This is a genomic window from Streptosporangium sp. NPDC003464 (assembly GCF_053588315.1).
This window is the reverse complement of the sequence record NZ_JBSFPS010000141.1, coordinates 1-25,062: the sequence shown is the minus strand read 5'-3', so window position 1 is coordinate 25,062 and position 25,062 is coordinate 1. Positions and strand designations below refer to the sequence as shown.

Below are 25,062 nucleotides of genomic sequence, written 5' to 3'. Positions count from 1 at the left end.
GGCCGGCCCGCACACCGCCCACATCGACCGCGCCGAGCTCATGGAGTTCATCGGCAGGCTCGACCGGGCCGCGGTGCTCGGCATGATGTGGGCGCTGCGGCGGCAGGGCCTGTTCGGCTCCACCGAGGAGACGGTGACCACCGAGGAGATCCTGACCGCGACCGGGGCGGCGCCCCGCCACCACCGGCTCGTCCGGCGGTGGCTGCGGGTCCTGGAGCGCGAGGGCCTGGTCCAGGACGACGGCGACGGCCTGCGCGCCCTGCGGGTGATCGAGGCCGGCGACCTGGCGCGGGCCTGGCAGGCGGTGGCCGAGCTCCAGCGCGAGGACAGCTACAAGGCCGTGCTCATCGACTACTTCAAGGACAGCACCGAGCGCCTGCCCGAGCTGCTCCGCGACGAGTTGGACCCGCTGCCGCTGCTGTTCCCCGAAGGCCGGCTGGAGATCTCCGAGGCGGCCTACCGGGAGAACATCATCAGCCGCTACGTCAACCACGCCGCCATCGAGGTGCTCCGCGGGATCGCCGCCCGGCACGACGGCCCCCTGCGCGTCATGGAGGTCGGCGCGGGCGTCGGCGGCACCAGCGCCCAGATGATCCCCGCACTGGCCGAGTTCGACGTCGACTACCTGTTCACCGACGTCTCGCCGTTCTTCCTCAACGAGGCCCGCGGGAGGTTCGGTGACCGGCCCTGGGTGCGCTACGGGCTGTTCGACCTCAACGAGGACTACCGCGAGCAGGGCTACGCCCCCAACGACCGCGACGTCATCCTGTGCGCGAACGTGCTGCACAACTCCCGGCACGCGGGCCGGGTGCTGGCCCGGCTCCGCGAGATGCTGCGGCCGGGCGGCTGGCTGGTCTTCATCGAGACCACCAAGGACAGCTACCAGATCATGACCTCGATGGAGTTCATGATGCCGGACAAGGACCCGCGCAAGTGGGACTACGAGGACCTGCGCAGGGGGCGCGACCGGACCTTCCTGGACCGCGCGGAGTGGCTGGGGCTCCTCGCCGAGGCCGGCGCCGACACCACCCTGTGCCTGCCGGGGCCGGACGACGTCACCGGCCCGCTCGGCCAGAACGTCTTCGCCGCCCGGTTCAAGAGCGACCGGGCCCCTCTCGACGTGGCCGGCCTCACCGGGCACCTGGCCGACCGGCTGCCCGAACACATGATCCCCGGCCACACGCAGGTCGTGGACGCCCTGCCGCTCACCGCGAACGGCAAGGTCGACCACGCGACGCTGCGCTCCTGGCTGCCCCGCGCGGCGTCCGGGCGCGCCACGGCGGGCGGCGGCCCCCGCGACGACCTCGAACGCCGGCTCGCGGCGGTGTGGGCGGAGGTCCTGGGCCTGGCCGAGGTCAACCGGGAGGAGGACTTCTTCGAGCTCGGCGGGGACTCGCTGGTCGTCGCGAAGCTGGCGGCCCGCCTGCGCGAGGAGGTGGCCGAGACCCGGGAGCTGTTCTGGGACGACCTGGTCCGCCAGATCCTGCACCGGCCCACCGTGGCCGCGCTGGCCGAGCACGTCCGGCAGGCGCACGCCGAGGAGAATCCCGGCGCCGGCGGCGAGACCTCCCCGTTGATCCCGCTCGGCGGCGCGGAGGACGGGGGCGACGGCGCCCTGCGCGTGCTCGTCCACGAGGGCAGCGGCACCCTGGCGCCCTACCGCGCGCTGGCCCGGCTGCTGGCCGCCAAGGGCGGGCCGCTGGCCGGCCTGGCGATCACCGAGGTCGAGCGGTATCTCGCCGAGGAGCCCGAGGGCCTGATCGACCGGCGCGCCGCCCGGTACGCCAGGTCGCTGCTCGGCACCGGCTCCACCCGCTTCCACGTCGTGGGCTACTGCATGGGCGGCCTCCTGGCCACCGAGGTCGCCCGCCACCTCACCGAGGCGGGCGCCGCCGTGGAGAGCCTCACCGTGATCAGCAGCTACACCCTGCCGCGGATCATCGAGGACGAGCTGGTCGTCGAGTACGTCTTCGCCCGTGTGATGGGGATCGACCCCGCCGACGCCGGCTACCCGGGTGACGAGGCCGCCATGTCACGGGTGTTCGAGTCCCTGCTCGGCCAGGACCCCGACCGCGTGCCCGCCGGCCTCGTGACCGGGCTCACCGGGGACCCGGCCCTGGAGTCGGCCGCCGCGGCCTTCCGGCGGCTCGCCGGGCGTCCCCAGCGGGAGCGGCTGGCCGCGATCGGCCGCGCCGCCGCCGCGACCCGGTCCGACCCCGAGGTCGAGCGGCATGTGAGCTCCCTCTTCCGGGTGGTACGGCACAGCCTCCTCGCGGTCGGCACGCACACCCCGGAGCCGTACGCCGGGGACATCACCTTCCTGCGGCAGCTCGGCGACACCCGCTTCCTGCCGTGGCTGCGCGACGACATGACCGGTCTCTGGCGCGAGCTGTGCCTGGGCGACCTGGAGGTGGTGGACATCCCCGGCGACCACTTCACCTGCCTGCAGCCGCCCAACGTCGACGAGGTGGCGACCTTCCTGTCCACGGCTCGGGCGGCGCGATGAGCGGCGACCGCCGGGCACCCGTCGTCGGAGTCCTCGGCTGCTACGGGGCCGTGGGCGGGGCGGTCGTCCGCCGCCTCCGGGGAGCCGGGGCGGGCCCGCTGCGCCTGGGCGGCAGGGACCTGGACCGGGTCCGCGCGCTCGCCGCGGCCCGGACCGGGGCGGACGCGGCCGTCGCCGTCGACATCCGCGACGCCGCGGCGCTCGCCGTGTTCTGCGAGGGCTGCCACGTGGTGGTCAACTGCGCGGGGCCGTCCAGCCGGGTCCTCGACACCGTGGCCCGCGCCGCGCTGGCCGCCGGCGCCCACTACGTCGACGTCGCCGGCGACGCGGCCGTGCGCGACCGTCTGGCGGCGGGCTCCGCTGCGGGCTCCGCGGCCCGCCCGGTTCGGGACCAGGCGGGGCGGGAGCGCGCAGGGTGGGAGCACGCCGGGCGGGTCGTCATCCTCTCGGCCGGGATGATGCCCGGCCTGTCGGCCCTGCTGCCGAGGCATCTCGCCGGGCAGGGGTTCGACCGGGTCGACCGCCTGACCGCCCACGTGGGCGGCGTCGACAGGTTCACCCCGGCCGCCGCGCTCGACTACGTGGCCTCGCTGTCCGGCGGGTACGCGACGCCGCTGGCGGTCTGGCGGGGGCACCAGGTGATCCCCGGCGCGTCCAGGCCCCGGCACGGCGTCGAGGTGCCGCACTTCCCCGGCCGGGTCAACGCCTACCCCTACCTCAGCGCGGAGGCCGAACGGCTCGCCCGCTCGCTCGGCATCGCCGAGGTCGAGTGGTCGAGCGTCTTCGACGGGGAGCTGACGCTCGCCGCGCTGGCCCGCCTGCCCGAGCTGGACCCGGACGCCGCGGCCGACGAGCTGGTGCGGGCCTCGCGCCTGGAGTCCCTCGGGCGCACGCCGTACTTCCAGATGGTCTTCGAGATGGCGGGGGAGACGGGAGGCCGGCCGGTCACCCGGACGCTCCTCGCGCGGGCCGCCGACAGCTACGAGCTGAGCGCGGCGGCCGCCGTGCCGGCGGTCGGGGCGGTCCTGCGGGGGCTCGTCCGCCCGGGACTGCACGAGGCGGCCGACGTGCTCGACGCCGGCGCCGTCTTCCAGGCCCTCCTCGACGACCCGGCGGTCACCCGGCTGGAGATCGTCGACGGCGCGGCGCGGGCCGCGGAGATGGAGATGGAGGAGGGAGTCCTGTGAGCCGACGGCCACGCGTCATCGTCTGCGGCACCGGCTTCGGACGGGTGCACCTGGCGGCACTGGCCAGGCCCGGTGTGCCGTTCGAGCTGGCGGGGGTGCTGGCCAGGGGCGGCGAGCGCTCGCGGCGCTGCGCGCGGCAGGCCGGGGTCCCGCTGTACACGCGGGTGGCGGAGGTGCCGGACGGCGTCGACCTCGCCTGCGTGGTGCTCCTGGGCGAGGTCAACGGCGGTCCGGGCAGCGCGGTCGCGGCCCAGTTCATGTCCCGCGGCGTGCACGTGCTGCAGGAGGGGCCCCTGCTCCACGACGAACTCGCCGCCTCGCTGCGCGCGGCCCGCCGGGAGGGCGTCTTCTACCAGGTCAACACGCACTACACGCACCTGCCGCCGGTACGCAGGTTCACGGCCGCCGCGCGGGTGCTGCTGGCCCGCCAGCGCCCCCTGTTCGTCGACGCCGTCTGCGGCGTCCAGGTCTCCTACAACCTCTTCGACATCCTGGGCCGGACCCTGGGCGGACTGCGGCCGTGGCGGTTCGCCGACCCTCCGGACGTGCCGGAGGAGGTCCGCCGGCTGTCCGACGTCGAACCGCCCTTCCGCACCCTCACCGGAGTCCTGGCCGGGGTGCCCCTCACCCTGCGGGTGCAGAACCAGCTGAACCCGGCCGACCCCGACAACCACGCGCACTTCCTGCACCGGATCACCCTGGGGACGGAGGGGGGGACGCTCACGCTGGCCAACACCCACGGGCCGGTGCTGTGGTCCCCCCGTCCGCACCTGCCCGCGCAGGCCAGGCTGCTCGCCACGCTGGACGGCGCGGCCGACGAGCACCTCGACTTCCCCAGCAGCGCGCCGATCGGGCCGGCGCGGGCGCCCAGCTACCGCGAGATCCTCGGCGACATGTGGCCCGCGGGGGTCGAACGGGCCCTGCGCGCCACCTGGGAGGCGCGGCGCGAGGGGGTCGATCCGCTCCGTGACGGCCAGTACCACCTCTCGGTCTGCAAGGTGTGGCAGGCGATGGCGGGGGCACTGGGTTTCCCCGAACGCCTGCTCGGCCCGGCGCCCCGCCCGATCTCCGCCGACGAGCTGATCTCCGCCATGAGATCGCAGCACGAGGAGCTGCTCACATGACGATCATGACGACCGAGATGCGCGACCGGTGGCTGCGGTGCCAGCGCGCCGATCCCGCGCCGAGACTGCGGCTGGTGTGCTTCCCGCACGCGGGCGGCGCGGCCGGCTTCTTCCGGACCTGGGCGAGGCGGCTGCCGTACGGCGTCGAGCTGTACGCGGTGCAGTATCCCGGCCGCCAGGACCGCATCGGGGAGGAGCCCGCCGCGGACATGGACGGGCTCGCCGGCCCGGTCGCGGCGGCGCTGGAGGAGCTGCCGGACGTGCCGATCGCGCTGTTCGGCCACAGCATGGGTGCGGCGGTGGCGCACGAGGTGGCACGGCGGCTCGAAGAGCGCGGGAGGGGTCCCCTGGCCGGCCTCGTCGTCTCCGGACGGCCCGCGCCGGACCGCCTCAGGGCCGCCGGGGTGCACCTCGGCGGTGACGCGGCCCTCCTGGCCGACCTGCGCAGGCTCGGCGGGACGAGCGAGGAGACGCTCGCCGACCCCGCGCTGCGCGCGCTCGTCCTGCCCACGCTCCGCGCCGACTACCGGCTGGTCGAGACCTACGAGCCGCGGCCCGGCGCGCCGATCCGGACGCCGATCTGCGCCTGCCTCGGAGACGCCGACCCCGAGGTCGACGTGGACGAGGCGGCGGCGTGGGCCGACCAGACGGCCGGGGCCTTCGGGCTGCGCGCCTTCCCCGGGGACCACTTCTATCTGGTCGCCCACGAGGGCGAGCTGGTCAGGGAGGTGCTGCGCCACTGCCGCCTGTCCGACCCGTGGCCGTCGGCCCCGTGACACGTCATGACCCGTGACCCCCTACGAGAGGAGACCACAGTGGATGCCAAGGCGATCGAGAGGGAACTGCTCGCCCTTGAGGAGCAGGGCTGGGCGGCGATATCGGTGGGGGACGGCGACTTCTACCGTCGGCTGGTCACCGACCGGACGCTGTGTGTCGAGCCGGACGGCCTGCAGACCGGGGCGGAGCTCGCCGACGACATCGACGCCAGCAAGTCGCCCTTCGACGACTACGCGCTGCACGACGTCAAGGTCGTGCCGCTCACCGACGACAGCGCGGTCATCACCTACCGGGCGGCGGTGAGCCTCAAGGAGGGCGGCGTCGCCTTCCAGCTCTACATGAGCAGCGCCTACGTCCGCCGCGACGGCGCGTGGAAGCTCGCCTTCCACCAGCAGACGCCGGTGAAGCAGGACGGCTGAGCCGCCGGGGCGCCCCCGCCTCGGCCGCGCCGGGGCGTCCCCGCCGCCGGCGGCGGGGACGCCCCGGGAGAATCTCCGTCCCCGGAAATCCGCCGTCCCGGGGAATCGCCGGGGACGTCCCGGAGTTTTCCGTAATCGCGCCTCTCCGGCCGTCCCCGCCGATATTCCGGACGGCGGCGGCGCTTTTCCGTCGCGCCGCCGTCGCCGGTCGTTCTCATGGACGGGAAGGAATTCCTCCGGCATTCATCGGTCCCGGAGGAATTCGACGAGCTGGTAATTTATCTCCCCTTCCGGGGCCGCGCAGCGGGCCGCCCGGAGAACGGCCGGCCGCCAGCCGTGCCGGGCGGCGATCTCGCCGATCCGCGCCGGGTTCCCGAGGTCGGTGAAGCCGAGCATCAGCCGCCCGCCGGGGTTCAGATGGCCGCCGGCGTCGCGCAGGAAGGCGTCGTGCGCGACGTAGCCGGGGTCGAAGAACGCCCGCTCCAGGTCGTCGGCCGTGCCCTCGTCCGAGGGCGCCTCGACGAAGTTGGAGTTCCAGTAGATCAGGTCGAAGCGGTCGCCGGCCTCCAGCGGGGCGAACATGTCCCCGCAGGCCACGCGGACGCGGTCGGCGACGCCGTGCCGTACGGCGTTGAGCCGGGTGTTGTCGGCGGCGGCCCGGCTCATGTCGATCGCGGTCACCGCGTCGCATCCGCGCAGGGCGGCGGTGACGGCCACGTAGCCGGTGCCGCTGCCGATCTCGCAGAGGGAGCCGTGCACCGGGTAGGGGATCCACTCGGCGTACAGCGCCGAGGACTGCGACAGGTGGGGGGCGTAGACGCCGGGAAGAAGGTCCCAGTCGAGGCCGAGCAGCCGGAAATTCCGCCGCAGCGTGATTTCCCGGTGGCGGGCGAGAAGATTTCCGGCGGCCTGCCGGGCGCGAGCATTCATCGTCTCTCCGGTCTCCGATCGACGTTGCATTAGATAATTATAGGCATTAGCGTTTAAATCATGCCACGCACGGCATATGACTATAAAATTTGTAATGGTGGATGGAGAGGCCGATGTCGACGACCACCGATCTCATCCGGCTGGGCGCCTCCTGCAGAAGGGACGGGATCGACCCCGAGAGGCTGGAGCGCGACCCGCTGGCCCAGTTCCGGAGCTGGCACGAGGAGTGGCTGGGCACCGGCCCGGCCGCGGGCCGGGCGGCCGTGCTCGCCACGGCGGACATCCACGGCCGTCCGTCGGCGCGCTGGATCGACCTGGCCTACGTCGACCACGGATTCGTGTTCTTCACCAACTACGGCAGCCGCAAGAGCGCCGACCTGGCCGTCAACCCGCAGGCCGCGCTCTGCTTCGGCTGGCTGGAGGTGGGCCGCCAGGTGCGGGCCGAAGGCGGCGTCGCCCGGCTCACCGACGTCGAGTCCGACGCCTTCTTCGCGGGTCTGCCCCGCGGTGTCCAGCTGCTGTCCTGGGCCAGCGACCAGCGCCGGGTGGTGGGGGACCGGAGTGTGCTGCAGACGCAGCTGGCCCAGGCCGGCGACCGTTTCTCGGGACAGGAGGTGCCGCGCCCCGTCCACTGGGGCGGCTACCGGCTGACCCCCGAGGAGGTCGAGTTCTGGCAGCGCCGGACCGACGAGGTCCAGGACCGCTTCCGCTACCGCCGGGAGATCGCCGGTGACGGCTGGCGGAGCGTGCGGATAGCCCCATGAGGCCCTGAGGAGGGAGAAGCCGATGATGCCCGGATGTGTGGAGTGGCCGGAAGAGGTGGCCGAGCGTTACCGGAGGGAGGGCTACTGGCGCGGCGAGACGCTCGGCGACCTGCTGCGCCGCCTGGCCGGGACCCACGGCTCGAAGACCGCCCTGGTGTCGGGGGACTCGCGCTGGAGCTACGCCGAGCTCGACGCGCGCGCCGACCGTCTCGCGGCGGGCCTGCGCGAGCTCGGCGTCGGCCGCGGCGACCGCGTGCTGGTCCAACTGCCCAACATCCCGGAACTGGTGTTCCTCTGCTTCGCGCTGTTCCGCGTCGGGGCGGCGCCGGTCCTGGCCCTGCCGCCCCACCGGCACAGCGAGATCGGCCCCCTGGCCGAGGCCGCCGGCGCCGTCGCCTACGTCGTCCCCGACACCTGCCAGGGCTTCGACCACCGGGAGCTCGCCCGGCAGGTGCGGGCCTCGACGCCCTCCCTCCTCCACGTCATCGTCGTCGGGGACCCGCAGGAGTTCACGGCCCTGGCCGACGTCGAACGGGATCCCGTGCCGCTGGCCCCGCCGGATCCCGGGGACGTCGCGCTGTTCCTGCTGTCGGGCGGGACCACCGGCCGCTCCAAGCTCATCCCGCGCACCCACGACGACTACGTCTGCAACATCCGGGTGAGCGCGGAGAACGCGGGCCTGAACGAGACCTCGGTGTATCTGGCCGCGCTGCCCGTCGCGCACAACTACGCGCTCGGCTGCCCCGGGGTCCTCGGGACGCTGCACGCGGGCGGGACGGTCGTGCTGACGCCGACGCCGAGCCCCGACGACGCCTTCGCGTTGATCGAGCGCGAGCGGGTCACCGTCACCGGTCTGGTCCCCTCACTCGCCCAGCTGTGGGTGGAGGCGGCGGGCTGGTCCCGGCAGGACCTCTCCAGCCTCCGCCTGGTCCAGGTCGGCGGCGCCGCGCTCTCCGGCGAGCTGGCCCACCAGGTGGGCGGGACGCTGGGCCGGCTCCAGCAGTCCTTCGGCATGGCCGAGGGCCTGCTCAGCCAGAGCCGCCCCGACGACCCCAGGGAGGTGCTCGTGTCCACCCAGGGCAGGCCGCTCACCCCCGCCGACGAGGTGCGCGTCGTCGGCAAGGACGGCCGTGACGTCCCCAGGGGGGAGGTCGGCGAGCTCCTGGTCCGCGGCCCCTACACCATCCGCGGCTACTACCGGGCGCCGGAGCACAACGCCGCCGCCTTCACCCCGGACGGGTTCTTCCGCAGCGGCGACCTCGCCCGGCTGACGGACACCGGCCATCTCGTCATCGCCGGCAGGGTCAAGGACGTGATCAACAGGGGCGGCGACAAGGTGCCCGCCGAGGAGGTGGAGGACCACCTCCTCGCCCATCCCGAGGTGCACGCCGTGGCGGTGGTCGCCATGCCCGACCCGCTGCTGGGGGAGCGGACCTGCGCCTACATCGTCCCCCGCGACGGCGCGCCGAGCCTGAAGACGATCCAGACGTTCCTCCGCAAGCGGGGAGTGGCCGCCTACAAGGTCCCCGACTGGGTCGAGGACGTCTCCGCCCTGCCGTACACCCCGGTGGGCAAGGTCGACAAGGCCCGCCTGCGCGCCGACATCGCCCACCGGCGGGGCGGCAGGCGGCCGTGACGGCGCTGACGCCGGGGCACGCGCCCCAGCAGCCCGACTGGAGCGACCCCGGCCTGCTCGACGAGGTCAGGCGGCGGCTGGCCGCGATGCGGCCGCTGGTCACCGAGGAGGAGTGCGCGCGGCTGGCGGAGTCGATGGGACGCGCCGGCGACGGCCGGGCGCTGGTGCTCCAGGGAGGCGACTGCGCCGAGCGGTTCCGCGAGTCGAACCCGTGCGACGTCGGCAGGAAGCTCGACCAGCTCTACCACCTGGCCCGGGGACTGGGCGCCGCCGCCGGCGTCCCGGTCGTGCCGATCGGGCGACTCGCCGGCCAGTACGGCAAGCCGCGCTCCGAGGCGTGGGAGCGGGTCCCCGACGGAACGGTCATGCCCGCCTACCGAGGTGACGCGGTCAACAGCCCGGACGCCGACCCCGGCGCCCGCTTCCCCGACCCGCTGCGGCTGCTGCGGGCCTACGAGTGCGCCGAGCGGGTGCTCGCCACCGTGCGGACCTCCTGGGAGGGGCGGGAGGCCGTCGAGCGGGCGCACGTCTCGCACGAGGCGCTGCTGCTGGACTACGAGCATCCCCTCGCCAGGCAGGGGAGCGCCGGGTGGTTCGCCTCCTCGGCGCACTCGGTCTGGATCGGCGACCGCACCCGCTCCGCCGACGGCCCGCACGTGGCGTTCGCCGCCTCGATCACCAACCCGATCGGACTGAAGATCGGCCCCTCGATCCGCCCGGCGGACGCCGTACGGCTCAGCCGCCTGCTCAACCCGGAGGCGGTCCCCGGCCGGCTGACCTTCATCGTGCGGATGGGCAGCGCGCGGATCCGGCGGCTGCTGCCGGAGGTCGTGGGCGAGGTCGCCAGGCGGGGCACGCCGGTGGTGTGGCTGTGCGACCCCATGCACGGCAACACCATGCGGATCGGCACCGGCCGCAAGACCCGGCCCATGGGGGCGGTCCTGGAGGAGGTCGGGGCGTTCGTCCGGGTCCTGCGCTCCCTGCGGCGGCACCCGGCGGGACTGCATCTGGAGATGACGCCCGAGGACGTGACCGAATGCGTGCCGACCCCGCTCCCCTTCTCCGCGCTGCCTCCCCTGTCGCGGTACCGGACCGCGTGCGACCCCCGGCTCAACGCCGAGCAGGCCGCCGAGGTGGTCGAGCGCTTCGTGAGCGTGCTGTGAGGGCGGGCGTGACGACGGGCGTGCCGCGGGCGTGACGACGGGCGTGCCGCGGGCGTGACGGGGAAGAGGGGCGGAGAAGAGAAGAAGGGGAAAGGGAAGGAGCGGCATGGGTTTCGACGGCATTCCGGCCAGGGCGTTCGCCTTCTACGAGGGGCTGGCCGCCGACAACTCGCGTGACTACTGGCACGGCCACAAGGAGGTCTACGAGAGCTCCGTCCGGGAGCCGCTGCTCGCGCTGCTCGACGAGCTCGAGGAGGAGTTCGGGCAGGCCAAGCTGTTCCGGCCGCAGCGCGACACCCGGTTCGCCAAGGACAAGTCGCCCTACAAGACCTACCAGGGCGTCACGGTCGGCGCGGGCGGGAGCGTCGGCTACTACCTCCAGCTGGAGGCCGACGGACTGTTCCTCGGCGCGGGCTTCCACGCCTACGACCCCGCCGAGACCGCCCGCTACCGCGCCGCGGTCGACGACGGGCACACCGGCGGCGGGCTCGTCAAGATCACCGACCGTCTGGTCAAGGACGGCTTCGAGCTGGTGGGCGACCGGGTCAAGACCCGGCCCCGCGGCTACCCGGCCGATCACCCGCGCATCGAGCTGCTCCGCCACAGCTCGCTGGGGGCCGAGCGCCGCGTGCCCAGATCGAGGGCGCGGGGGCGCGGGGCGCTCACCGAGGTCCGCGACGGCTGGCGCCACCTCCGCCCGCTCGTCGACTGGCTCCTCGGTCACGTCGCCAAGGGGTGAGCCTCAGACCGCGGCGTCGGCGTAGCGGCGGGCCAGGTGCGCGAAGGCGTCCTTGAGCTCGGCCGGGCCGACGACCTCGATGTCGGCGTCGAACCTGCCGATGGCGGCGGCCAGGCCAGGCCATGACCACGAGCCCAGGACGAGCCGGCAGCGGTCCGGGCCGAGTTCCTCGACGATTCCGTCGCGGGTGTAGCGGGACACGGCGGCGGCGGGCAGGTCGAGGATCACCTCGCCGCGGCAGGGCCAGTCGCCGGAGCCGTCGGAGCCCCGGAACCTGCCGGCCACGAAGGCGGCCACCTCACCTCCGGGCAGCTCGCGCGGGGTGAAGCGGGGACCCGTGGGGGTGCGCGGGGTGATCCGATCGGCACGGAAGGTGCGCCAGTCCTCGCGGTCGAGGTCCCAGGCGACGAGATACCAGCGCCCGCCCCAGGTGACGAGGTGGTGGGGCTGCACCCGGCGCGGCGGGGCCTGCACGCCGTTGTCGTCCACCCCCGGCGGGGACGCGGGGGCGTAGTCGAAGCGCAGCACCTCGCGGGCGTGGAGGGCGGCGCTGAGCGCCATGAGCACGCCGCTGTCGACCTGTGGGGCCGGCCGGAGCTCGGGCCGTTCGACGGCGGTGACCTGGAAGGTGTCGATCCGGCGGCGCAGCCGTGCGGGCATGACCTGCCGGACGGTGTTCAGCGCGCGCGTCGCGGCCTCCTCGATGCCGGCACCGGTGGTGGCGGCGATCTGGAGCGCGACGGCGAGGGCGACCGCCTGCTCGTCGTCGAACAGCAGCGGGGGCAGCTCCGTGCCGGCGTCGAGCCGGTACCCCCCGTCGGGGCCTTTGGTGGTCAATATCGGGTAGCCGAGCTCGCGCAGGCGGTCGACATCGCGGCGCACGGTGCGCGGGCTGACCTCCAGCCGCTCGGCCAGTAGCGCCCCCGGCCAGTCCCGGCGCGCCTGGAGCAGGGAGAGCATTGACAGCAGTCGCGCTGATGTCTTCGGCATGGCGCCAATCTTGCCCGAAGAAGCGGCCACAACCTGGCCGCTTCTCCTGCGACTGTGGTCACCCGGCAGAGCCGGGCGGGCCGATCCTCGTGACCGTCGCCAGGCGGCGGGGGCACCGAGCTCCCGCTGTCACAGCGGACCGGCCCCGCGGCCGACGCGCCCTGCGGGCCGCCGGACCTGGATGCGCGGGACCGCCCGAACAAGATGAATCGAGAGACGAAGGAGCCGATCATGTCCGTCAACGCCGTGACCCACCTGAACTTCCGAGGTGACGCCCGCGCGGCACTCACGTTCTACCAGTCCGTGTTCGGCGGGGACGTGATCACGGTCACGTACGAGGACGCCGGGAACGTCCAGGACCCGTCCGAGGCGGACCAGGTGATGTGGGGCCAGGTGGCCTCCGGCAGCGGTCTTCGCGTGATGGCCTACGACGTGCCCTCGCACCTGCCGTGGAACCAGGGCGAGAACGCGTTCTTCATTTCGCTCCGCGGCGAGACGGCCGAGGAGGTCACCGCGTACTGGGGGAAGCTCTCCGGCGGCGCGACCGTCCTGCGGCCGCTGGGACCCGCACAGTGGGCACCCCTCTACGGAATGCTGAAGGACCGGTTCGGCGTCACCTGGGTCGTGGACGTCGTCAGCGGATACGACGCCTCCTGACCACCGGAGCCCGGCCGGCCGGCACCCGCCGCCCGGCCGGCGCTGCCGGCTCCCACCGGAGCGACACACAACTCGAAGGAAGGACGTGGCAGTGAGGATGCGCGCGCTGGGCCGGACCGGGATCCAGGTCGGCCCCCACCGCCCGGGCACCATGACGCCCGGACCGGCCGGTGACACCGGCCGTGACGACCGCGTCCGGATCATCCACCGGGCCCCGGACCCGGGGATCGACCCCGTCGGCACCGCCGACGTGTACGGACCCCGCGGGGAGTCGGCGGAAATCGCGGGCAGGGCCCCGAAGGGCCGACGCGACGACACCGTGCCGGCCGTCACCCGCGCGGCGCCACGCCGACGGTCGGCCGACGAGCGCGCCGCGGCGTGACCCCGATGACTGTTCTCGACAGCCGGGCGCTCAACCGCGCGACGCTCGCCCGGCAACTGCTGCTCGACCGCGCCGACGTGCCGGTCCTCGACGCCGTCGCGCACCTGTGCGGCCTGCAGGCGCAGGAACCGCAGGAACCGTTCGTCGGGCTCTGGTCCCGGCTGCGCGCGTTCGACCCGGCGGCGCTCTCGGACCTGCTGACCCGGCGGAGCGTGGTGCGGACCCACCTCATGCGCCGCACCGTCCACCTCCTCACCGCCGACGACGCCCTGGCCTGGCGGGCCCGCCACGACACCATGCTGCGCCAGCGGGTGCTCGGGACCTACCGCCGCGAGCTCGCCGGGGTGGACCTCGACGAGCTCGCGACGGCGGGCCGGGCGGTGATGGCCGACGACGAGCCCCGCTCGATGGCCGAGCTCGCGCGGGCGCTGGCCGGGCGCTGGCCGGCGCCGGGCCCGCGGGCGCTGGGCGAAATGCTGGTCGCCGCCCTCGTCCCGATGGCGCAGCTGCCACCGCGCGGGCTGTGGCGCACCAAGGCGGGAGTACGCAACGTCCTGCTCTCCTCCTGGCTGGGGCGCGAGATCGACCCGCCGGCCCCGGCCGGCTCCGATCCGGTCGGCGGAGCGCTGGTACGGCGCTATCTGGCCGCGTTCGGCCCCGCCGCCGCGGCCGACCTGCGCGCCTGGTGCGGCCTGGCCGGACTGCCGGCCGCGGTGGCCGCGGTACGCGAGGAGCTGGTCACCTTCCGCGACGAGCGAGGCCGGGAACTGCTGGACCTCCCCGACGCGCCGCGCCCCGACCCCGACACACCCGCCCCAGTGCGGTTCCTGCCGGCGTTCGACAACGCGCTCCTCGGCTACCACGACCGCAGCCGGATCGTCGACGACGCCCACCGCGGCCTGTCGGTCGCCGGCGCACGCGTGGTGCTGGTCGACGGCCGGGTGGCCGCGACCTGGGACGTCAGGGCCGGCACCGTGACGGTCACCCCGCTGCGCCGCTTCTCCCGGGCCGACCGGACCACTGTCGCCGAGCAGGGGCGGGCGCTGGCGTCGTTCCTGTCCGACGACGACAGCCACCGCGTACGGATCGCCGCCTCTCCCCGCTGAGTGACACACCCGCGGACCGCTTCCCCCGGGCGCGGGCCCGGACGGCGCGCTCCGGCTCACGCTGTGGCAGGGCCCGCACGGTCAGCGGGTCCGGCGCTGCGCTCCGATGCCGTGCCCGGCCAATGCGCGACGTCGGCGGCGAGAGCCGTACGCGTCCGACGTCAGCATGCGGTGCCGGGTGGGGGCAGCGTCCGGTCGGTGAGGTAGCGGTCGATGCGCTCGCGGGCGCAGGGGTTGTCGCCGTAGAGGGTGTGGCCGGGGCCGTCGTGGCGGATGGTGACGCTGCCCGGGACCGAGGCCAGGGCGCGTTGCACCGCGTCCGACTCGCCCCACGCGCCCGCGCCCAGGATGGGGGGCAGGCCCGCGGGAAGGGGGGCGGGCGGGTTGGTCACCGGCACGGGCCAGCCGATGCAGCTCAGGGTCGCCGAGGCCATCGTGTTGGCGCTGCCCGTGAGGGGGGCGATCCGGCGCAGCCGGTCGGTGGCCGCGGTCAGCTCCTTGAGGCCGGCGTAGCGCGGCCAGTCGGCGCATTCCGTGACACCCGTGGCCTGGTCGGGATAGCGACTGCCGCGAGCGGGCACGAAGTCGGAGGCGTCGCCCTTGGCCGCCTTGCGGATCGCCCGCACCAGCGAGGGCCAGCCCGGCGTGCCCTGCCGGGCCATGGCCAGGGCGAAGGACTGGAGGTCGCGGGCCTTGTAGGCCACGTCGGGGGTCGTCGTGGGAATGGGGGCGCGCTCCGCCCGGTCGATCACCTTGCGCCAGAGGCCGGGCACGTCCCGGCAGTCGTTGGCGGCGCACCAGGTGAAGACACGTCGCATGAACTCCTCGTTGGACCTGGCCATCTCCTCCAGCTCGCGAGGCCAGTCGGCGGCGCTGTGGTTCCACGTGCCGTCGAGGACCATCGTGCGGACCTGGCCGGGGAAGAGGCGGGCGTAGGCCTGGCCGTAGAAGCCCGCGTAGGAGGCGCCGTAGTAGTTGAGCCTGCCGCCGCCCAGGGCCTTCCTGATCGCCTCCATGTCTCTGGCCTGGTCCGCCGAGGTCATGTGGGCGAACAGCTCGGGATCCTTGAGCCGGCAGGCTTCGGCGTAGCCGCGGTTGGTGTCGGACAGGCGGCCGAAGTCGGCGTCGTCCTCGGGGACGTCCGGAATGGGGACGCGGGTCCAGGCGCACGGCAGGCCGGTGCTGAGGCCCCGGAACTGCTCGCCGTAACCGCGGGTGTCCCACGTGACGATGTCCATGCGCTTGCGGAGTCCGGTCCACCAGCCGGGGACGGACTGCGTGATGGCGATGCCCGGGCCGCCGGGGCCGCCGTAGGCCACCAGGACGGAGCCCTCTGAGGTGCCGGTGGCCTTCAGCCTGCCCAGCTTCAAGGTGATCTTGCGGCCGCCGGGCTTCTGCCAGTCCACCGGGACCTGGAGGTCGGCGCACTCCATGCCGATCTTGTCGTCGGGGCAGGTCCGCCACTCCTGAAGGGGCGTCCCGGACGCGGCGGGGGTGGCCGCCGCCGCGGTGGACGGGCCGCCCACGGCCAGCAGGGTGGCCACGACGGTGGCGAGGGATTTCAACATGGCGTTCACGATCGCGGAGCGGGGGGTGGGAGCGCGTCGGACCGGGGTCTGGTCCTGGGGCGGGAGGGTCCTACCAGGGGTCGTCAGACCACGGGCGGTGCTTGGGCTCAGGGACGGTCAGCTCCCTGACCTCAGGCTCCCGCTCGGATTCGAGTCCTGACTGTTGACATCGGGGTCGGCATGGTGGGTTATGCGTTCATGGGACAACAGGTGTGCTCCCAGGTCCGGCGTGGCGCCGGTGCGCTCGACGACGCCTTCCCAGCCGAGGGGACGCCGCCCCCTCCGACGGCCGGGGGGCGTTCCCCGGATCTCCGCCGTGGCGGGACCGGCCGGGTGACCACGGCAGGAGGAAGATCCCACAACCCGCCCTGACCCCGTCGCCGACCCCGGGCGGCGACCGGACACCCGCGCCGCCGCTCCCCGTAGGAACCGAATCTGACAGGAGGCCCGGATGCGTACAGGAGTGTGGCTGGTGGGAGCGCGGGGATCGGTCGCCGCCACCAGCGTGATCGGGGCCCTCGCGCTGCGCGCGGGCCTGGTCGGTCCGACCGGCTGCGTCACCGAGCTGCCCGGACTGCGCCACCCGGGGATCCCCGGTCCGGGGGATCTCGTCTTCGGCGGGCACGACGTCTCCTCGACGCCCCTGGCCAAGAAGGCCGACGCGCTGGCCGTCGCCGGGGTGGTGCCGGCGTGGCTGGTCAGAGCGCTCCACGACGAGCTGCCGGCGGTCGAGCGGGAGCTGCGGCCGGCGCCCGAGGCCGGGGACCAGGCGGGGACGGCGGAGCTGATAGGCGCCGACCTGACCGATTTCCGGCGGCGGCACGGCCTGGACCGGGTCGTCGTGATCAACGTGTCGACCACCGAGCCGGCGCCCGAGCCGCACCCCGCGCACGCCGACCTGGCGGCGCTGGAGGCCGAGCTGCCCCGCTCGCGGACGCTGCTGCCCGCGAGCGCGCTCTACGCCTACGCCGCCTTCGGCAGCGGCTGCCCCTACGTGGACTTCACCCCGTCGACCGGTGCCCGGCTGCCCGCCCTGGACCAGCTCGCCAGGCGGCAGGGCCTGCCGTACGGCGGGCACGACGGCAAGACCGGCGAGACGCTGGTCAAGTCGGTGCTCGCCCCGATGTTCGCCCTGCGCAACCTGCGGGTGCGGACGTGGTCGGGGATCAACCTGCTGGGCGGCGGCGACGGCGCCAATCTCGCCGAGCCGGCGCCCAACGCGGCCAAGACCGCCAGCAAGCAGCGGGTGCTGGCCGAGACGCTCGGCTACACCCCCCAGGGCACCACCCGCATCGAGTATCTGGAGGACGTCGGCGACTTCAAGACCGCCTGGGACCTGGTGACCTTCGAGGGGTTCCTCGGCGTGCCGATGCGCATGGAGTTCACCTGGCACGGCTGCGACTCCGCGCTCGCCGCGCCCCTGGTGCTCGACCTGGCACGGCTGACCGCGGCGGCGCACCGGTCCGGGCGGGTCGGCCCGCTCACCGAGCTCGCCTTCTTCTTCAAGGATCCGCTCGGGCCGCAGCCGCACGCCCTGGCCGAGCAGTGGCGGGTGCTGTGCGACTTCGTCGCCGGGCTCGAGCCGCGGGAGCGGTCCTGATGGCGACGGTGCGCGACCTCCTGGAGCTGGTGCGCGGGCCGGCCGCGCTGTCCGTGCCGGGTGACGTCGTGGCCGGCGGCTCGGCCGCCGGGACGCTCGGCCGCCGGACACCGGCACTGGCAGCCGCGTCGGTCTGCCTGTACTGGGCCGGGATGGCGGCCAACGACTGGGCCGACCGCCACCTGGACGCGGTGGAACGCCCACGGCGACCGATACCGTCCGGCCGGGTGTCTCCGGGGCTGGCGCTGGCGGCCGCCGCCGGGCTGACCGGCGCGGGCCTGGCGGCGGCCGGGCTCGCCGCCGGCCGCCGGGGGCTCGCCGTGGCCGTGCCGCTCGCCGCCGCCATATGGACCTACGACCTGCTGGCGAAGGACACGCCCGCCGGTCCCGCCGTGATGGCCGCCTGCCGTGCCCTGGACGTGCTGCTCGGCGCGTGTCCCGGCGCCGGCCGTCCGGACTCCAGGGACGGGACGGACCCCAGGGGCGGGACGGGCTCCCGAGCTGGGACGGACCTCAGGGGCGGGGCGGGCTTCCGAGCTGGGACGGGCTTCCGGGGCGGGACGGGAGCGCCGCCGGGCGGGGGGCCGGGGGCGTGGTCGCCGCCGCGCACGTTCGCCGCCGCGCTGCCCCCCGCCCTCGTGGTCGCCGCCCACACCTACATGATCACCTCGCTGTCGCGGCGCGAGGTGTCCGGCGCCGACCGCCTGCTGCCCACGACGACCCTGGCCGCTACGGCGGCGCTGGCCACGGGGGTCGCCGCCGCCGGACGCGGGCGGGGCGCCGGCCGGGGACCGGCCCTCCAGGCGGCGCTCGCCTCCTGGTATCTCGCGCGGTTCGGATCCGCCCAGGCCAGGGCCGTCGCCGACCCCTCCGCGCCACGGATCCGCGGCGCCGTCGGGACCGGCATCGCCGTGCTGCCCGCGCTGCAGGGCGCGCTCGCCGTCCACGCCGGCGCCGTCCCCGCGGGGCTGGCCGTGGCGGTGGCCGCCCCGCTCGGCCGGCGGCTCGCCCGGAAGGTCTCCCCGACGTGAGCGCCGGCCTCAGGTTCGGCTACGGGACCAACGGGTTCGCCAACCACCGGCTGGCCGACGCCTGCGAGGTCATCGCGGACCTCGGCTACACCGGCGTGGCCCTGACGCTCGACCACGGCCATCTCGACCCCTACGCCGGCGGGCTGGCCCGGCGGGTGGCGGCGCTGGCCGACCGGCTGCGCGGCCTCGGCCTCGCGGTGGTGATCGAGACCGGCGCGCGCTACCTGCTGGACCCCCGGCGCAAGCACGCTCCCACCCTGCTGCACGACGAGCGGCGGACGCGGCTGGACTTCCTGCGCAGGGCGATCGCGATAGGCGCCGACCTGGGCGCCGAGGCGGTGTCCTTCTGGGCGGGCGTGCGCCCGGCCGGGGTGGCGGAGGGGGTCGTCTGGGAACGCCTCGTGGACGGCTGCGCCCAGCTCGTCGGTCCCGCCGAGGCCGCGGGACTGCCCCTGGGCTTCGAGCCCGAACCGGGGATGCTCGTCGAGACGGTCGCCGGGTGGCGGCGGCTGCGTGCGGCGCTCGGCGCGCCGGCCGTCTTCGGCCTGACCCTCGACATCGGCCACTGCCGCTGCGTCGAGCCGGAGCCGGTGCCCGCCTGCGTGCGGGCCGTCGCCGACCACCTGGTCAACGTGCAGATCGACGACATGCGCCGGGGGGTGCACGAGCACCTGGAGTTCGGGGAGGGGGAGATCGACTTCCCGCCGGTGCTGCGCGCGCTCGGCGAGATCGGCTACCGCGGGCTGGTCGCGGTCGAGCTCCCCCGCCATTCGCACGCCGCGCCGGCCGTGGCCGCCCGCTCGATCGACTTCCTGCGCGCGGCCGGAGCGCAGGGCGCCGGAGATCGCACCACCGGAGAGGGCGCCGCCGCGAGGACGGCCGCCGGAGGGGAGGAGCCGTGATGGGACCGGAACGACTGCGGGCCGCGCTGCCGGCCGTACCGGCGCGGGGATGGCTGGACGGCGCGCTGGCGCGCCTGGCGGAGCGGCCCGAGACGGTCGGGCGGTCCTTCGCCGCCGCCGGGCGCAACGCCGGGCGGGCGCCGCTGCCGGACGCCCCGGGCTGGACGGCGGACGAGGCCGTCAGGGCGCTGCTGCTGGCCGCGCTGCCGCCGGACCGGGCCGCCGAGGAGGTCACCGCCCTCTACCGGTACGGCGACCCCGACGAGAAGCGCGCGGTGCTCAAGGCGCTGCCGATGCTGGCGGTCGGCCCGGCGGCCCCGCCCCTGCTCCACGACGCGATCCGCACCAACGACGCCCGCCTGGTGGCCGCGGCGCTCGGCCCCTGCGCCCGCGACCTCGACCAGGCGGCGTGGCGGCAGGCGGTGCTCAAGTGCGTGTTCATGGGCGTCCCGCTGGCGGTGGTGGACGCCCTGGCCGAGCGGGCGGACCCGGAACTGGCCGTGATGCTGGCCGCGCTGGCCGAGGAGCGCGCCGCCGCCGGGCGCTCGATCCCCGCGGACGCGACCGCCCTGCTCAACCGGCTGACAGCCGAGAAGGAGGCTTGATGCGCATCTTCGACCCCCACATCCACATGACCTCGCGCACCACCGACGACTACACGAGGATGGCGGCCGCCGGAGTCCGCGCGGTCGTCGAACCGGCCTTCTGGCTGGGCCAGCCCCGCACCAACCCCGGCTCCTTCACCGACTACTTCGACTCGCTGATCGGCTGGGAACCGTACCGGGCCGGCAACTTCGGCATCCGCCACCACGCCACGATCGCGCTCAACCCCAAGGAGGCGGGTGACCCGCGCTGCCGGCCGGTGCTCGACCTGCTGCCCCGCTACCTCGACAAGGACGGCGTCGTCGCGGTCGGCGAGATCGGCTACGACTCGATGACCCCGGAGGAGGACGAGGTGTTCGCCGCGCAGCTCGCGCTGGCCGTCGAGCACGACCTGCCCGCGCTGGTGCACACCCCGCACCGGGACAAGGCCCGCGGCACCCGGCGCAGCCTGGAGGTCGTCGCCGAGTCCGGCATCCCGCCGGGGCGCGTCGCCATCGACCACCTCAACGAGGTCACCGTGGACCTCGTGCACGACTCCGGCTGCTGGATGGGGTTCTCCATCTATCCCGGCACCAAGATGTCGCCACCCCGCATGGTGGAGATCATGCGGACCCACGGGCTGGAGCGGATGCTGGTCAACTCGGCCGCCGACTGGGGCGTCTCGGACCCGCTGCTGACCCTGGAGACCGGGAAGGCGATGCTCGCCGCGGGCTACACCGACGACGACGTCGACCGGGTGCTCTGGCGCAACCCGGCGGAGTTCTACGGTCAGTCGGGACGGCTCGACCTGTCCGCCGTCGGCGACGCCGGGCCCGCCTTCGAGGGCAGCTCGATCCTGCGGGGAGGCAGCTGATGCGCCTGCGGCACCCGGGAGGACGCCTGCTCCACCTGAGCTACTGCACCAACGTGCACCCGGCCGAGGACCTCGCCGGCATCGTCGGGCAGCTCGACGAGTACGCGCTGCCGATCCGCGAGCGCCTCGGCAGCGAGGTGCTCGGGCTCGGGCTCTGGCTGGCCGCGCCGGTGGCCGAGGCGATCGCCGTCGACGGCGGCGCGCGCAGGCGCTTCCGCCGCGAGCTGGACGTGCGCGGCCTGGAAGTGGTGACGCTCAACGGCTTCCCCTACCGCTCGTTCCAGGACCCCGTGGTCAAACAGGCGGTCTACCACCCCGACTGGACCACCCCCGAACGCCTGCGCTACACCCTCGACCTGGCGCGCGTCCTGGCCGACCTGCTCCCGGACGACGCGGCGCGGGGATCCATCTCCACGCTGCCGCTGGCGTGGCGGCACCCCTGGGACGGCGCCCGCGCCGACGCCGCCGCGTTCATGCTCGACGAGCTCGCCGCGGGGCTGGCCGGCATCGAGCGCCGGACCGGGCGGGTCATCAGGGTCGCCTTCGAGCCGGAGCCCGGCTGCGTGGTCGAGACCACCGGCCAGGCCGTCGCCGCGCTCTCCGGCGCCGACACCGACCGGCTCGGCGTCTGCCTGGACCTCGCGCACCTCGCGTGCGCGTGGGAGCGGCCCGCCGACGCGCTGCGCGCGCTCGGCCGGGCACGGGTGCCGGTGGTGAAGGTCCAGCTCTCCAACGCGCTGGAGACCGACGACCCCGAAGCGCTGCGGGAGTACGCCGAACCGCGTTTCCTGCACCAGACCCGCAACCCCGCGGGAGGCGCCGCCGACGACCTGGACGAGGCCTTCGCGGCGGGACTGCCCGGTCCCTGGCGGGTCCACTACCACGTGCCGCTGCACTCCTCCCCGGCCGCGCCGCTGGCCACGACCGCGCCGCTGCTGCGTGACGCGCTCGGCGAGCTGGTCGGCGCCGCCGACGCGGCCTGCGACCACTTCGACGTGGAGACCTACACCTGGGGTGTGCTCCCCGCGGCGCAGCGCCCGCGCACCCCCGGCCAGCTCGCCGACGGCATCGCCGCCGAGCTGGCCTTCGCCCGTGCCGAACTGTGCGGTCTGGGGATGATCGCATGACATCACTGCTGGTCCTCGACGTGGTCGGGCTGACCCCGCGGGCGCTGGAGCACATGCCCCGGCTGCGCGCCGTCGCCGACGGCGGCTTCCAGGCGTCGCTCGGGACGGTGCTGCCCGCCGTCACCTGCTCGGTGCAGTCGACCTTCCTCACCGGACTGCTCCCGGCCGGCCACGGCATCGTGGGCAACGGCTGGTACTTCCGCGACCTGGGGGAGGTGCTGCTGTGGCGGCAGCACAACGCGCTGGTCGCCGGGGAGAGGCTCTGGGAGGCCGCCCGGCGGGTCCGTCCCGGCTACACGGTGGCCAACGTGTGCTGGTGGTACGCCATGGGCGCCGACGTCGACTGGACCGTCACCCCGCGGCCGATCTACCACGCCGACGGGCGAAAGGACCCCGACTGCTACACCGACCCACCGGAACTGCACGACGCGCTCACCGCCCGGCTGGGGGACTTCCCGCTGTTCAGCTACTGGGGAGCGGGGGCGGGGATCGCCTCGTCGGAGTGGATCTGCCGGGCCACCGAGCAGATCATGAGAACGCACGGTCCCGACCTCACCCTCGCCTACGTGCCCCACCTGGACTACGACCTGCAGCGCCACGGCCCCTCCGATCCGCGCGCGGCAGCCGCGGCCGCCGACCTGGACCGGGTGCTGGCACCGCTGCTGGAGGCGGCGGCCGACCGGGGGAGCACGGTCGTGGCGCTGTCGGAGTACGGCATCACGGAGGTCTCCCGCCCGGTCGACGTCAACCGGCTGCTGCGCGCCGAGGGGCTGCTGCGGGTGCACACCCAGGCCGGTATGGAGTATCTGGACCCGTGGACGTCACGGGCGTTCGCCGTGGCCGACCACCAGGTGGCCCACGTCTACGTGCGCGACCCGGCCGACGTGCCGGCCGTGGCCGAGCTGTGCGCGGCCCTGCCCGGCGTGGCCGAGGTGCTCGACGGCGGGGGCAAGGCCCGGCACGGGCTGGACCACCCCCGCGCCGGGGAGCTCGTCCTGGTCGCCGAGCCCGACGCCTGGTTCACCTACTACTACTGGCTCGACGACGCCCGGGCGCCGGACTTCGCGCGCCTGGTCGACATCCACCGCAAGCCGGGCTACGACCCGGCGGAGCTGTTCTTCGACCCGGCGGGGCCGGGCGCGGCCAAGCGCCGCGCCGCCGCGGCGCTGCTGCGCAAGAAGCTCGGCATGCGCTACATGATGAGCGTGGTCGGGCTCGACGCGGGGGCACGGGCCGTGCGGGGATCCCACGGGCGGCTCCCGGCCGACCCACGCGACGCGCCGGTCCTGCTCTGCTCCGATCCCGCCGCGGCCAGGGAGCACTTCGCCGCCACCGAGGTCAAGGACCTGCTGCTCGGCCTGGCCGGCGCGGGCGGGTAGCGGCGGCGCGCCACCCGCGGCCGAGCCGGCGCTGTGCCCAGAAGCGATAGGCGGCTTTTTGGCTAGAATCCGCAGGGTGAAGAGCGACGCCCCCTGGTGGATTCTGGAGCGGAGAGCCGCTCACGGCGCCGATGTGGAGAGCGTCCCCGGGCGTGGCAGGAGCGTGCCCACTCCGCTCCCGCTGCTGCGCCTGCCCGCTGCCTCGTCCGTCCCGCTCGGGCCGGGCGCGCCCGCGCCGCTGTCCTTCCCCAGGCTGCCGGAGGGAAGAGCATGATCCCGCGCGTCTCCGTCCCCTGGGCCCTCACCGGGAAATACCTCATCGAGCGGCTCCTGCTCCAGAACGACGAGTGCGATCTCTATCTGGCGCGTCCCCGCAAGGGTGACACCACGCCGGTGACGCTCAGGGTCTACCGGCCGGGGCTGAGCCTGGACCCGGCCCTGCTGGAACGGCTGAGCGGCCTGATCACGGGGGAGCCGTACACCACGAGGCTGATCGAGCACGACCGGGTGGGGGCGGCGTGGCTGGTCCAGGAGTTCCTCCCGCTGGGGACCCTCCGCGACCTGATGAGCACCGGGCCGTTGCCGGAGGAGCGGTCGCTTGAGATCGTGGCCGCCGTCGCGCGCTGCCTCGACATCTGGCAGAGCGCTCTCGGGCACGTGGTCGGCGACTTCGGCCCCGACGACCTGCTGGTCAGGCAGACCGGCCCGCTGGTGCTGGCGCTGGGCCACCACCGTGCCGCGCAGTGGGCGGCCCTGCCGGCCGGCACGTCCTGGCCGGTGCCGCCCGAGACCGTCGAGGGGGTCCGCGGGGCCCCCGCCGCCTGGTGGACGCTGGGCGTCGTCGTCCACGAGCTCCTGACCGGCCGCCCCCCGGTGTTCGGGCCCGGCGACGCGGCCGTCGACCTCGGAGCCGTCGGCGAGGAGCGCTGGGAGCGGCTGCTGGCCGGACTGCTGAGCGTCGACCCGGCCACGCGCTGGGACGGCGAGGCGGTCCGGTCGTGGCTGGCCGGCGCGGCGCCCGAGGTCGCGCCCGTCCGCCGGTACGCGCCCCTGGAGTTCGCCGACCGCTCCCACGCCACCCCGGCCGCGCTGGCGATCGACCTGACGGCCCGGCCGGGGGCCGCCGAGTCGTGGCTGCGCGAGGGCGGCCGCGCCCGGCTCGCGACCTGGCTGGACCGGGAGGTCCGGGACGGGCGCTTCGACCGCGCGTGGCTTGAGGAGACCACGCCCGGACCCGTGGCCGTCGCCGCCTTCGCCGCGGCCTTCACGGCCGGGCTGCGGCCGAGATACCGGGGGATGGCGATCGACGCCGACGGCCTCCTCGACCTGGCCAGGGGCGGATCGTCCGGCCACCACGCCGTCGCCGAGACGGTGGCGGCCGGCGCGCTCGCGCACGCGGCCCGGCACCGCTGCGCGCATCCGGAATGCCCGGAGGGTACGGCGGGCGGGTGCGCGCGCCTGCTCAGGGCCGAGACCGAGGTCCCCGTCATCATGGCCGAGGTGCGGGGCGTGCTCGACCGGCTGTACCCACGATGATGATCACAAGCGGGACCCTTCAGAAAGGCGCGCGAACGCGTTCGCCGCAGAACTCCTCTTGCCGGCAAGCGTCCTCAAGGAGG

The 25,062-nt window shown here is 74.7% G+C and carries 24 protein-coding genes; 21 read left to right on the top strand and 3 right to left on the bottom strand.

From position 1 onward, the window contains the following. The 5 genes from ACWDS7_RS27925 to ACWDS7_RS27905 form a co-directional block, all read left to right on the top strand. Positions 1 to 2,506 (top strand): methyltransferase (locus ACWDS7_RS27925; protein WP_451931696.1); only part of this gene is annotated, 2,506 nt, incomplete at its 5' end. Next, positions 2,503 to 3,693: a saccharopine dehydrogenase NADP-binding domain-containing protein gene (locus tag ACWDS7_RS27920; protein WP_451931695.1), complete on the top strand. Its 1,191-nt coding sequence runs from the start codon at positions 2,503 to 2,505 to the stop codon at positions 3,691 to 3,693. The genes ACWDS7_RS27925 and ACWDS7_RS27920, both read left to right, overlap by 4 nt. Further along, positions 3,690 to 4,817 carry a Gfo/Idh/MocA family oxidoreductase gene (locus ACWDS7_RS27915; RefSeq protein WP_451931694.1) on the top strand — a complete coding sequence of 376 codons (1,128 nt, stop codon included), beginning with the start codon at positions 3,690 to 3,692 and terminating at the stop codon, positions 4,815 to 4,817. The genes ACWDS7_RS27920 and ACWDS7_RS27915 overlap by 4 nt, the downstream gene beginning before the upstream one ends. Further along, positions 4,814 to 5,593: a thioesterase II family protein gene (locus ACWDS7_RS27910; RefSeq protein ID WP_451931693.1), complete on the top strand. Its 780-nt coding sequence runs from the start codon at positions 4,814 to 4,816 to the stop codon at positions 5,591 to 5,593. Before ACWDS7_RS27915 ends, ACWDS7_RS27910 begins: the two co-directional genes overlap by 4 nt. Positions 5,594 to 5,632: 39 nt before the next feature. Beyond that, positions 5,633 to 6,013 (top strand): nuclear transport factor 2 family protein, encoded by a 381-nt coding sequence (locus ACWDS7_RS27905; protein ID WP_306875111.1) that lies wholly within the window; start codon positions 5,633 to 5,635, stop codon positions 6,011 to 6,013. 243 nt (positions 6,014 to 6,256) lie between these two features. Here the strand turns inward: ACWDS7_RS27905 and ACWDS7_RS27900 are convergent, their stop codons facing one another. Next, the gene (locus ACWDS7_RS27900) at positions 6,257 to 6,973 is read right to left on the bottom strand and encodes a methyltransferase (protein ID WP_306875108.1); all 717 of its coding nucleotides are present in this window, start codon (positions 6,971 to 6,973) and stop codon (positions 6,257 to 6,259) included. 83 nt (positions 6,974 to 7,056) lie between these two features. On the opposite strand from ACWDS7_RS27900, the gene pdxH reads away from it, so the two are divergent. The 4 genes from pdxH to ACWDS7_RS27880 all read left to right on the top strand — a co-directional run bounded on the left by pdxH (position 7,057) and on the right by ACWDS7_RS27880 (position 11,245). Next, entirely contained in the window at positions 7,057 to 7,707 is a 651-nt protein-coding gene (gene pdxH / locus ACWDS7_RS27895; protein WP_306875106.1) for a pyridoxamine 5'-phosphate oxidase, read from the top strand. A gap of 22 nt (positions 7,708 to 7,729) precedes the next feature. Continuing rightward, complete coding sequence (locus ACWDS7_RS27890; protein ID WP_451931692.1) at positions 7,730 to 9,343, top strand: (2,3-dihydroxybenzoyl)adenylate synthase; 1,614 nt, start codon at positions 7,730 to 7,732, stop codon at positions 9,341 to 9,343. After that, positions 9,340 to 10,506, top strand: coding sequence for a 3-deoxy-7-phosphoheptulonate synthase (locus ACWDS7_RS27885; RefSeq protein WP_451931691.1), 1,167 nt, complete (start codon positions 9,340 to 9,342; stop codon positions 10,504 to 10,506). Before ACWDS7_RS27890 ends, ACWDS7_RS27885 begins: the two co-directional genes overlap by 4 nt. A gap of 106 nt (positions 10,507 to 10,612) precedes the next feature. Further along, a complete protein-coding gene (locus tag ACWDS7_RS27880) occupies positions 10,613 to 11,245 on the top strand; it encodes a DUF2461 domain-containing protein (protein WP_451931690.1) in 633 nt (210 codons plus the stop codon). A gap of 3 nt (positions 11,246 to 11,248) precedes the next feature. Here the strand turns inward: ACWDS7_RS27880 and ACWDS7_RS27875 are convergent, their stop codons facing one another. Then, entirely contained in the window at positions 11,249 to 12,235 is a 987-nt protein-coding gene (locus ACWDS7_RS27875) for a helix-turn-helix transcriptional regulator (RefSeq protein WP_451931689.1), read from the bottom strand. 231 nt (positions 12,236 to 12,466) lie between these two features. Between ACWDS7_RS27875 and ACWDS7_RS27870 the strand changes: the two genes are divergently transcribed. The 3 genes from ACWDS7_RS27870 (at position 12,467) to ACWDS7_RS27860 (ending at position 14,380) form a co-directional block, all read left to right on the top strand. Then, positions 12,467 to 12,892 (top strand): VOC family protein, encoded by a 426-nt coding sequence (locus ACWDS7_RS27870; RefSeq protein ID WP_451931688.1) that lies wholly within the window; start codon positions 12,467 to 12,469, stop codon positions 12,890 to 12,892. Between the two features lie 85 nt (positions 12,893 to 12,977). Next, complete coding sequence (locus tag ACWDS7_RS27865) at positions 12,978 to 13,274, top strand: hypothetical protein (RefSeq protein ID WP_451931687.1); 297 nt, start codon at positions 12,978 to 12,980, stop codon at positions 13,272 to 13,274. Between the two features lie 5 nt (positions 13,275 to 13,279). Beyond that, entirely contained in the window at positions 13,280 to 14,380 is a 1,101-nt protein-coding gene (locus ACWDS7_RS27860; RefSeq protein ID WP_451931686.1) for a winged helix DNA-binding domain-containing protein, read from the top strand. Between the two features lie 161 nt (positions 14,381 to 14,541). Here ACWDS7_RS27860 and ACWDS7_RS27855 read toward each other — a convergent pair whose 3' ends face one another. Further along, a complete protein-coding gene (locus ACWDS7_RS27855; RefSeq protein ID WP_451931685.1) occupies positions 14,542 to 15,948 on the bottom strand; it encodes an alpha/beta fold hydrolase in 1,407 nt (468 codons plus the stop codon). A gap of 451 nt (positions 15,949 to 16,399) precedes the next feature. On the opposite strand from ACWDS7_RS27855, the gene ACWDS7_RS27850 reads away from it, so the two are divergent. The 9 genes from ACWDS7_RS27850 to ACWDS7_RS27810 all read left to right on the top strand — a co-directional run bounded on the left by ACWDS7_RS27850 (position 16,400) and on the right by ACWDS7_RS27810 (position 24,979). Continuing rightward, complete coding sequence (locus ACWDS7_RS27850) at positions 16,400 to 17,548, top strand: inositol-3-phosphate synthase (RefSeq protein ID WP_451931684.1); 1,149 nt, start codon at positions 16,400 to 16,402, stop codon at positions 17,546 to 17,548. After that, on the top strand, positions 17,548 to 18,579 hold the full coding sequence (locus tag ACWDS7_RS27845) for an SCO3242 family prenyltransferase (RefSeq protein ID WP_451931683.1): 1,032 nt from the start codon (positions 17,548 to 17,550) through the stop codon (positions 18,577 to 18,579). Before ACWDS7_RS27850 ends, ACWDS7_RS27845 begins: the two co-directional genes overlap by 1 nt. Further along, entirely contained in the window at positions 18,576 to 19,481 is a 906-nt protein-coding gene (locus ACWDS7_RS27840; RefSeq protein WP_451931682.1) for a sugar phosphate isomerase/epimerase family protein, read from the top strand. Before ACWDS7_RS27845 ends, ACWDS7_RS27840 begins: the two co-directional genes overlap by 4 nt. Then, a complete protein-coding gene (locus ACWDS7_RS27835) occupies positions 19,481 to 20,086 on the top strand; it encodes an EboA domain-containing protein (RefSeq protein WP_451931681.1) in 606 nt (201 codons plus the stop codon). The genes ACWDS7_RS27840 and ACWDS7_RS27835 overlap by 1 nt, the downstream gene beginning before the upstream one ends. Further along, positions 20,086 to 20,937, top strand: coding sequence for a TatD family hydrolase (locus tag ACWDS7_RS27830; protein ID WP_306875078.1), 852 nt, complete (start codon positions 20,086 to 20,088; stop codon positions 20,935 to 20,937). Before ACWDS7_RS27835 ends, ACWDS7_RS27830 begins: the two co-directional genes overlap by 1 nt. Next, entirely contained in the window at positions 20,937 to 22,064 is a 1,128-nt protein-coding gene (gene eboE, locus ACWDS7_RS27825; protein WP_451931680.1) for a metabolite traffic protein EboE, read from the top strand. Before ACWDS7_RS27830 ends, eboE begins: the two co-directional genes overlap by 1 nt. Next, positions 22,061 to 23,443, top strand: a complete 1,383-nt coding sequence (locus tag ACWDS7_RS27820) for an alkaline phosphatase family protein (protein WP_451931679.1) — start codon at positions 22,061 to 22,063, stop codon at positions 23,441 to 23,443. The genes eboE and ACWDS7_RS27820 overlap by 4 nt, the downstream gene beginning before the upstream one ends. A gap of 76 nt (positions 23,444 to 23,519) precedes the next feature. Beyond that, on the top strand, positions 23,520 to 23,717 hold the full coding sequence (locus ACWDS7_RS27815; RefSeq protein WP_451931678.1) for a hypothetical protein: 198 nt from the start codon (positions 23,520 to 23,522) through the stop codon (positions 23,715 to 23,717). After that, positions 23,714 to 24,979, top strand: coding sequence for a hypothetical protein (locus ACWDS7_RS27810; protein ID WP_451931677.1), 1,266 nt, complete (start codon positions 23,714 to 23,716; stop codon positions 24,977 to 24,979). The genes ACWDS7_RS27815 and ACWDS7_RS27810 overlap by 4 nt, the downstream gene beginning before the upstream one ends. The last annotated feature ends 83 nt before the right edge of the window (positions 24,980 to 25,062 follow it).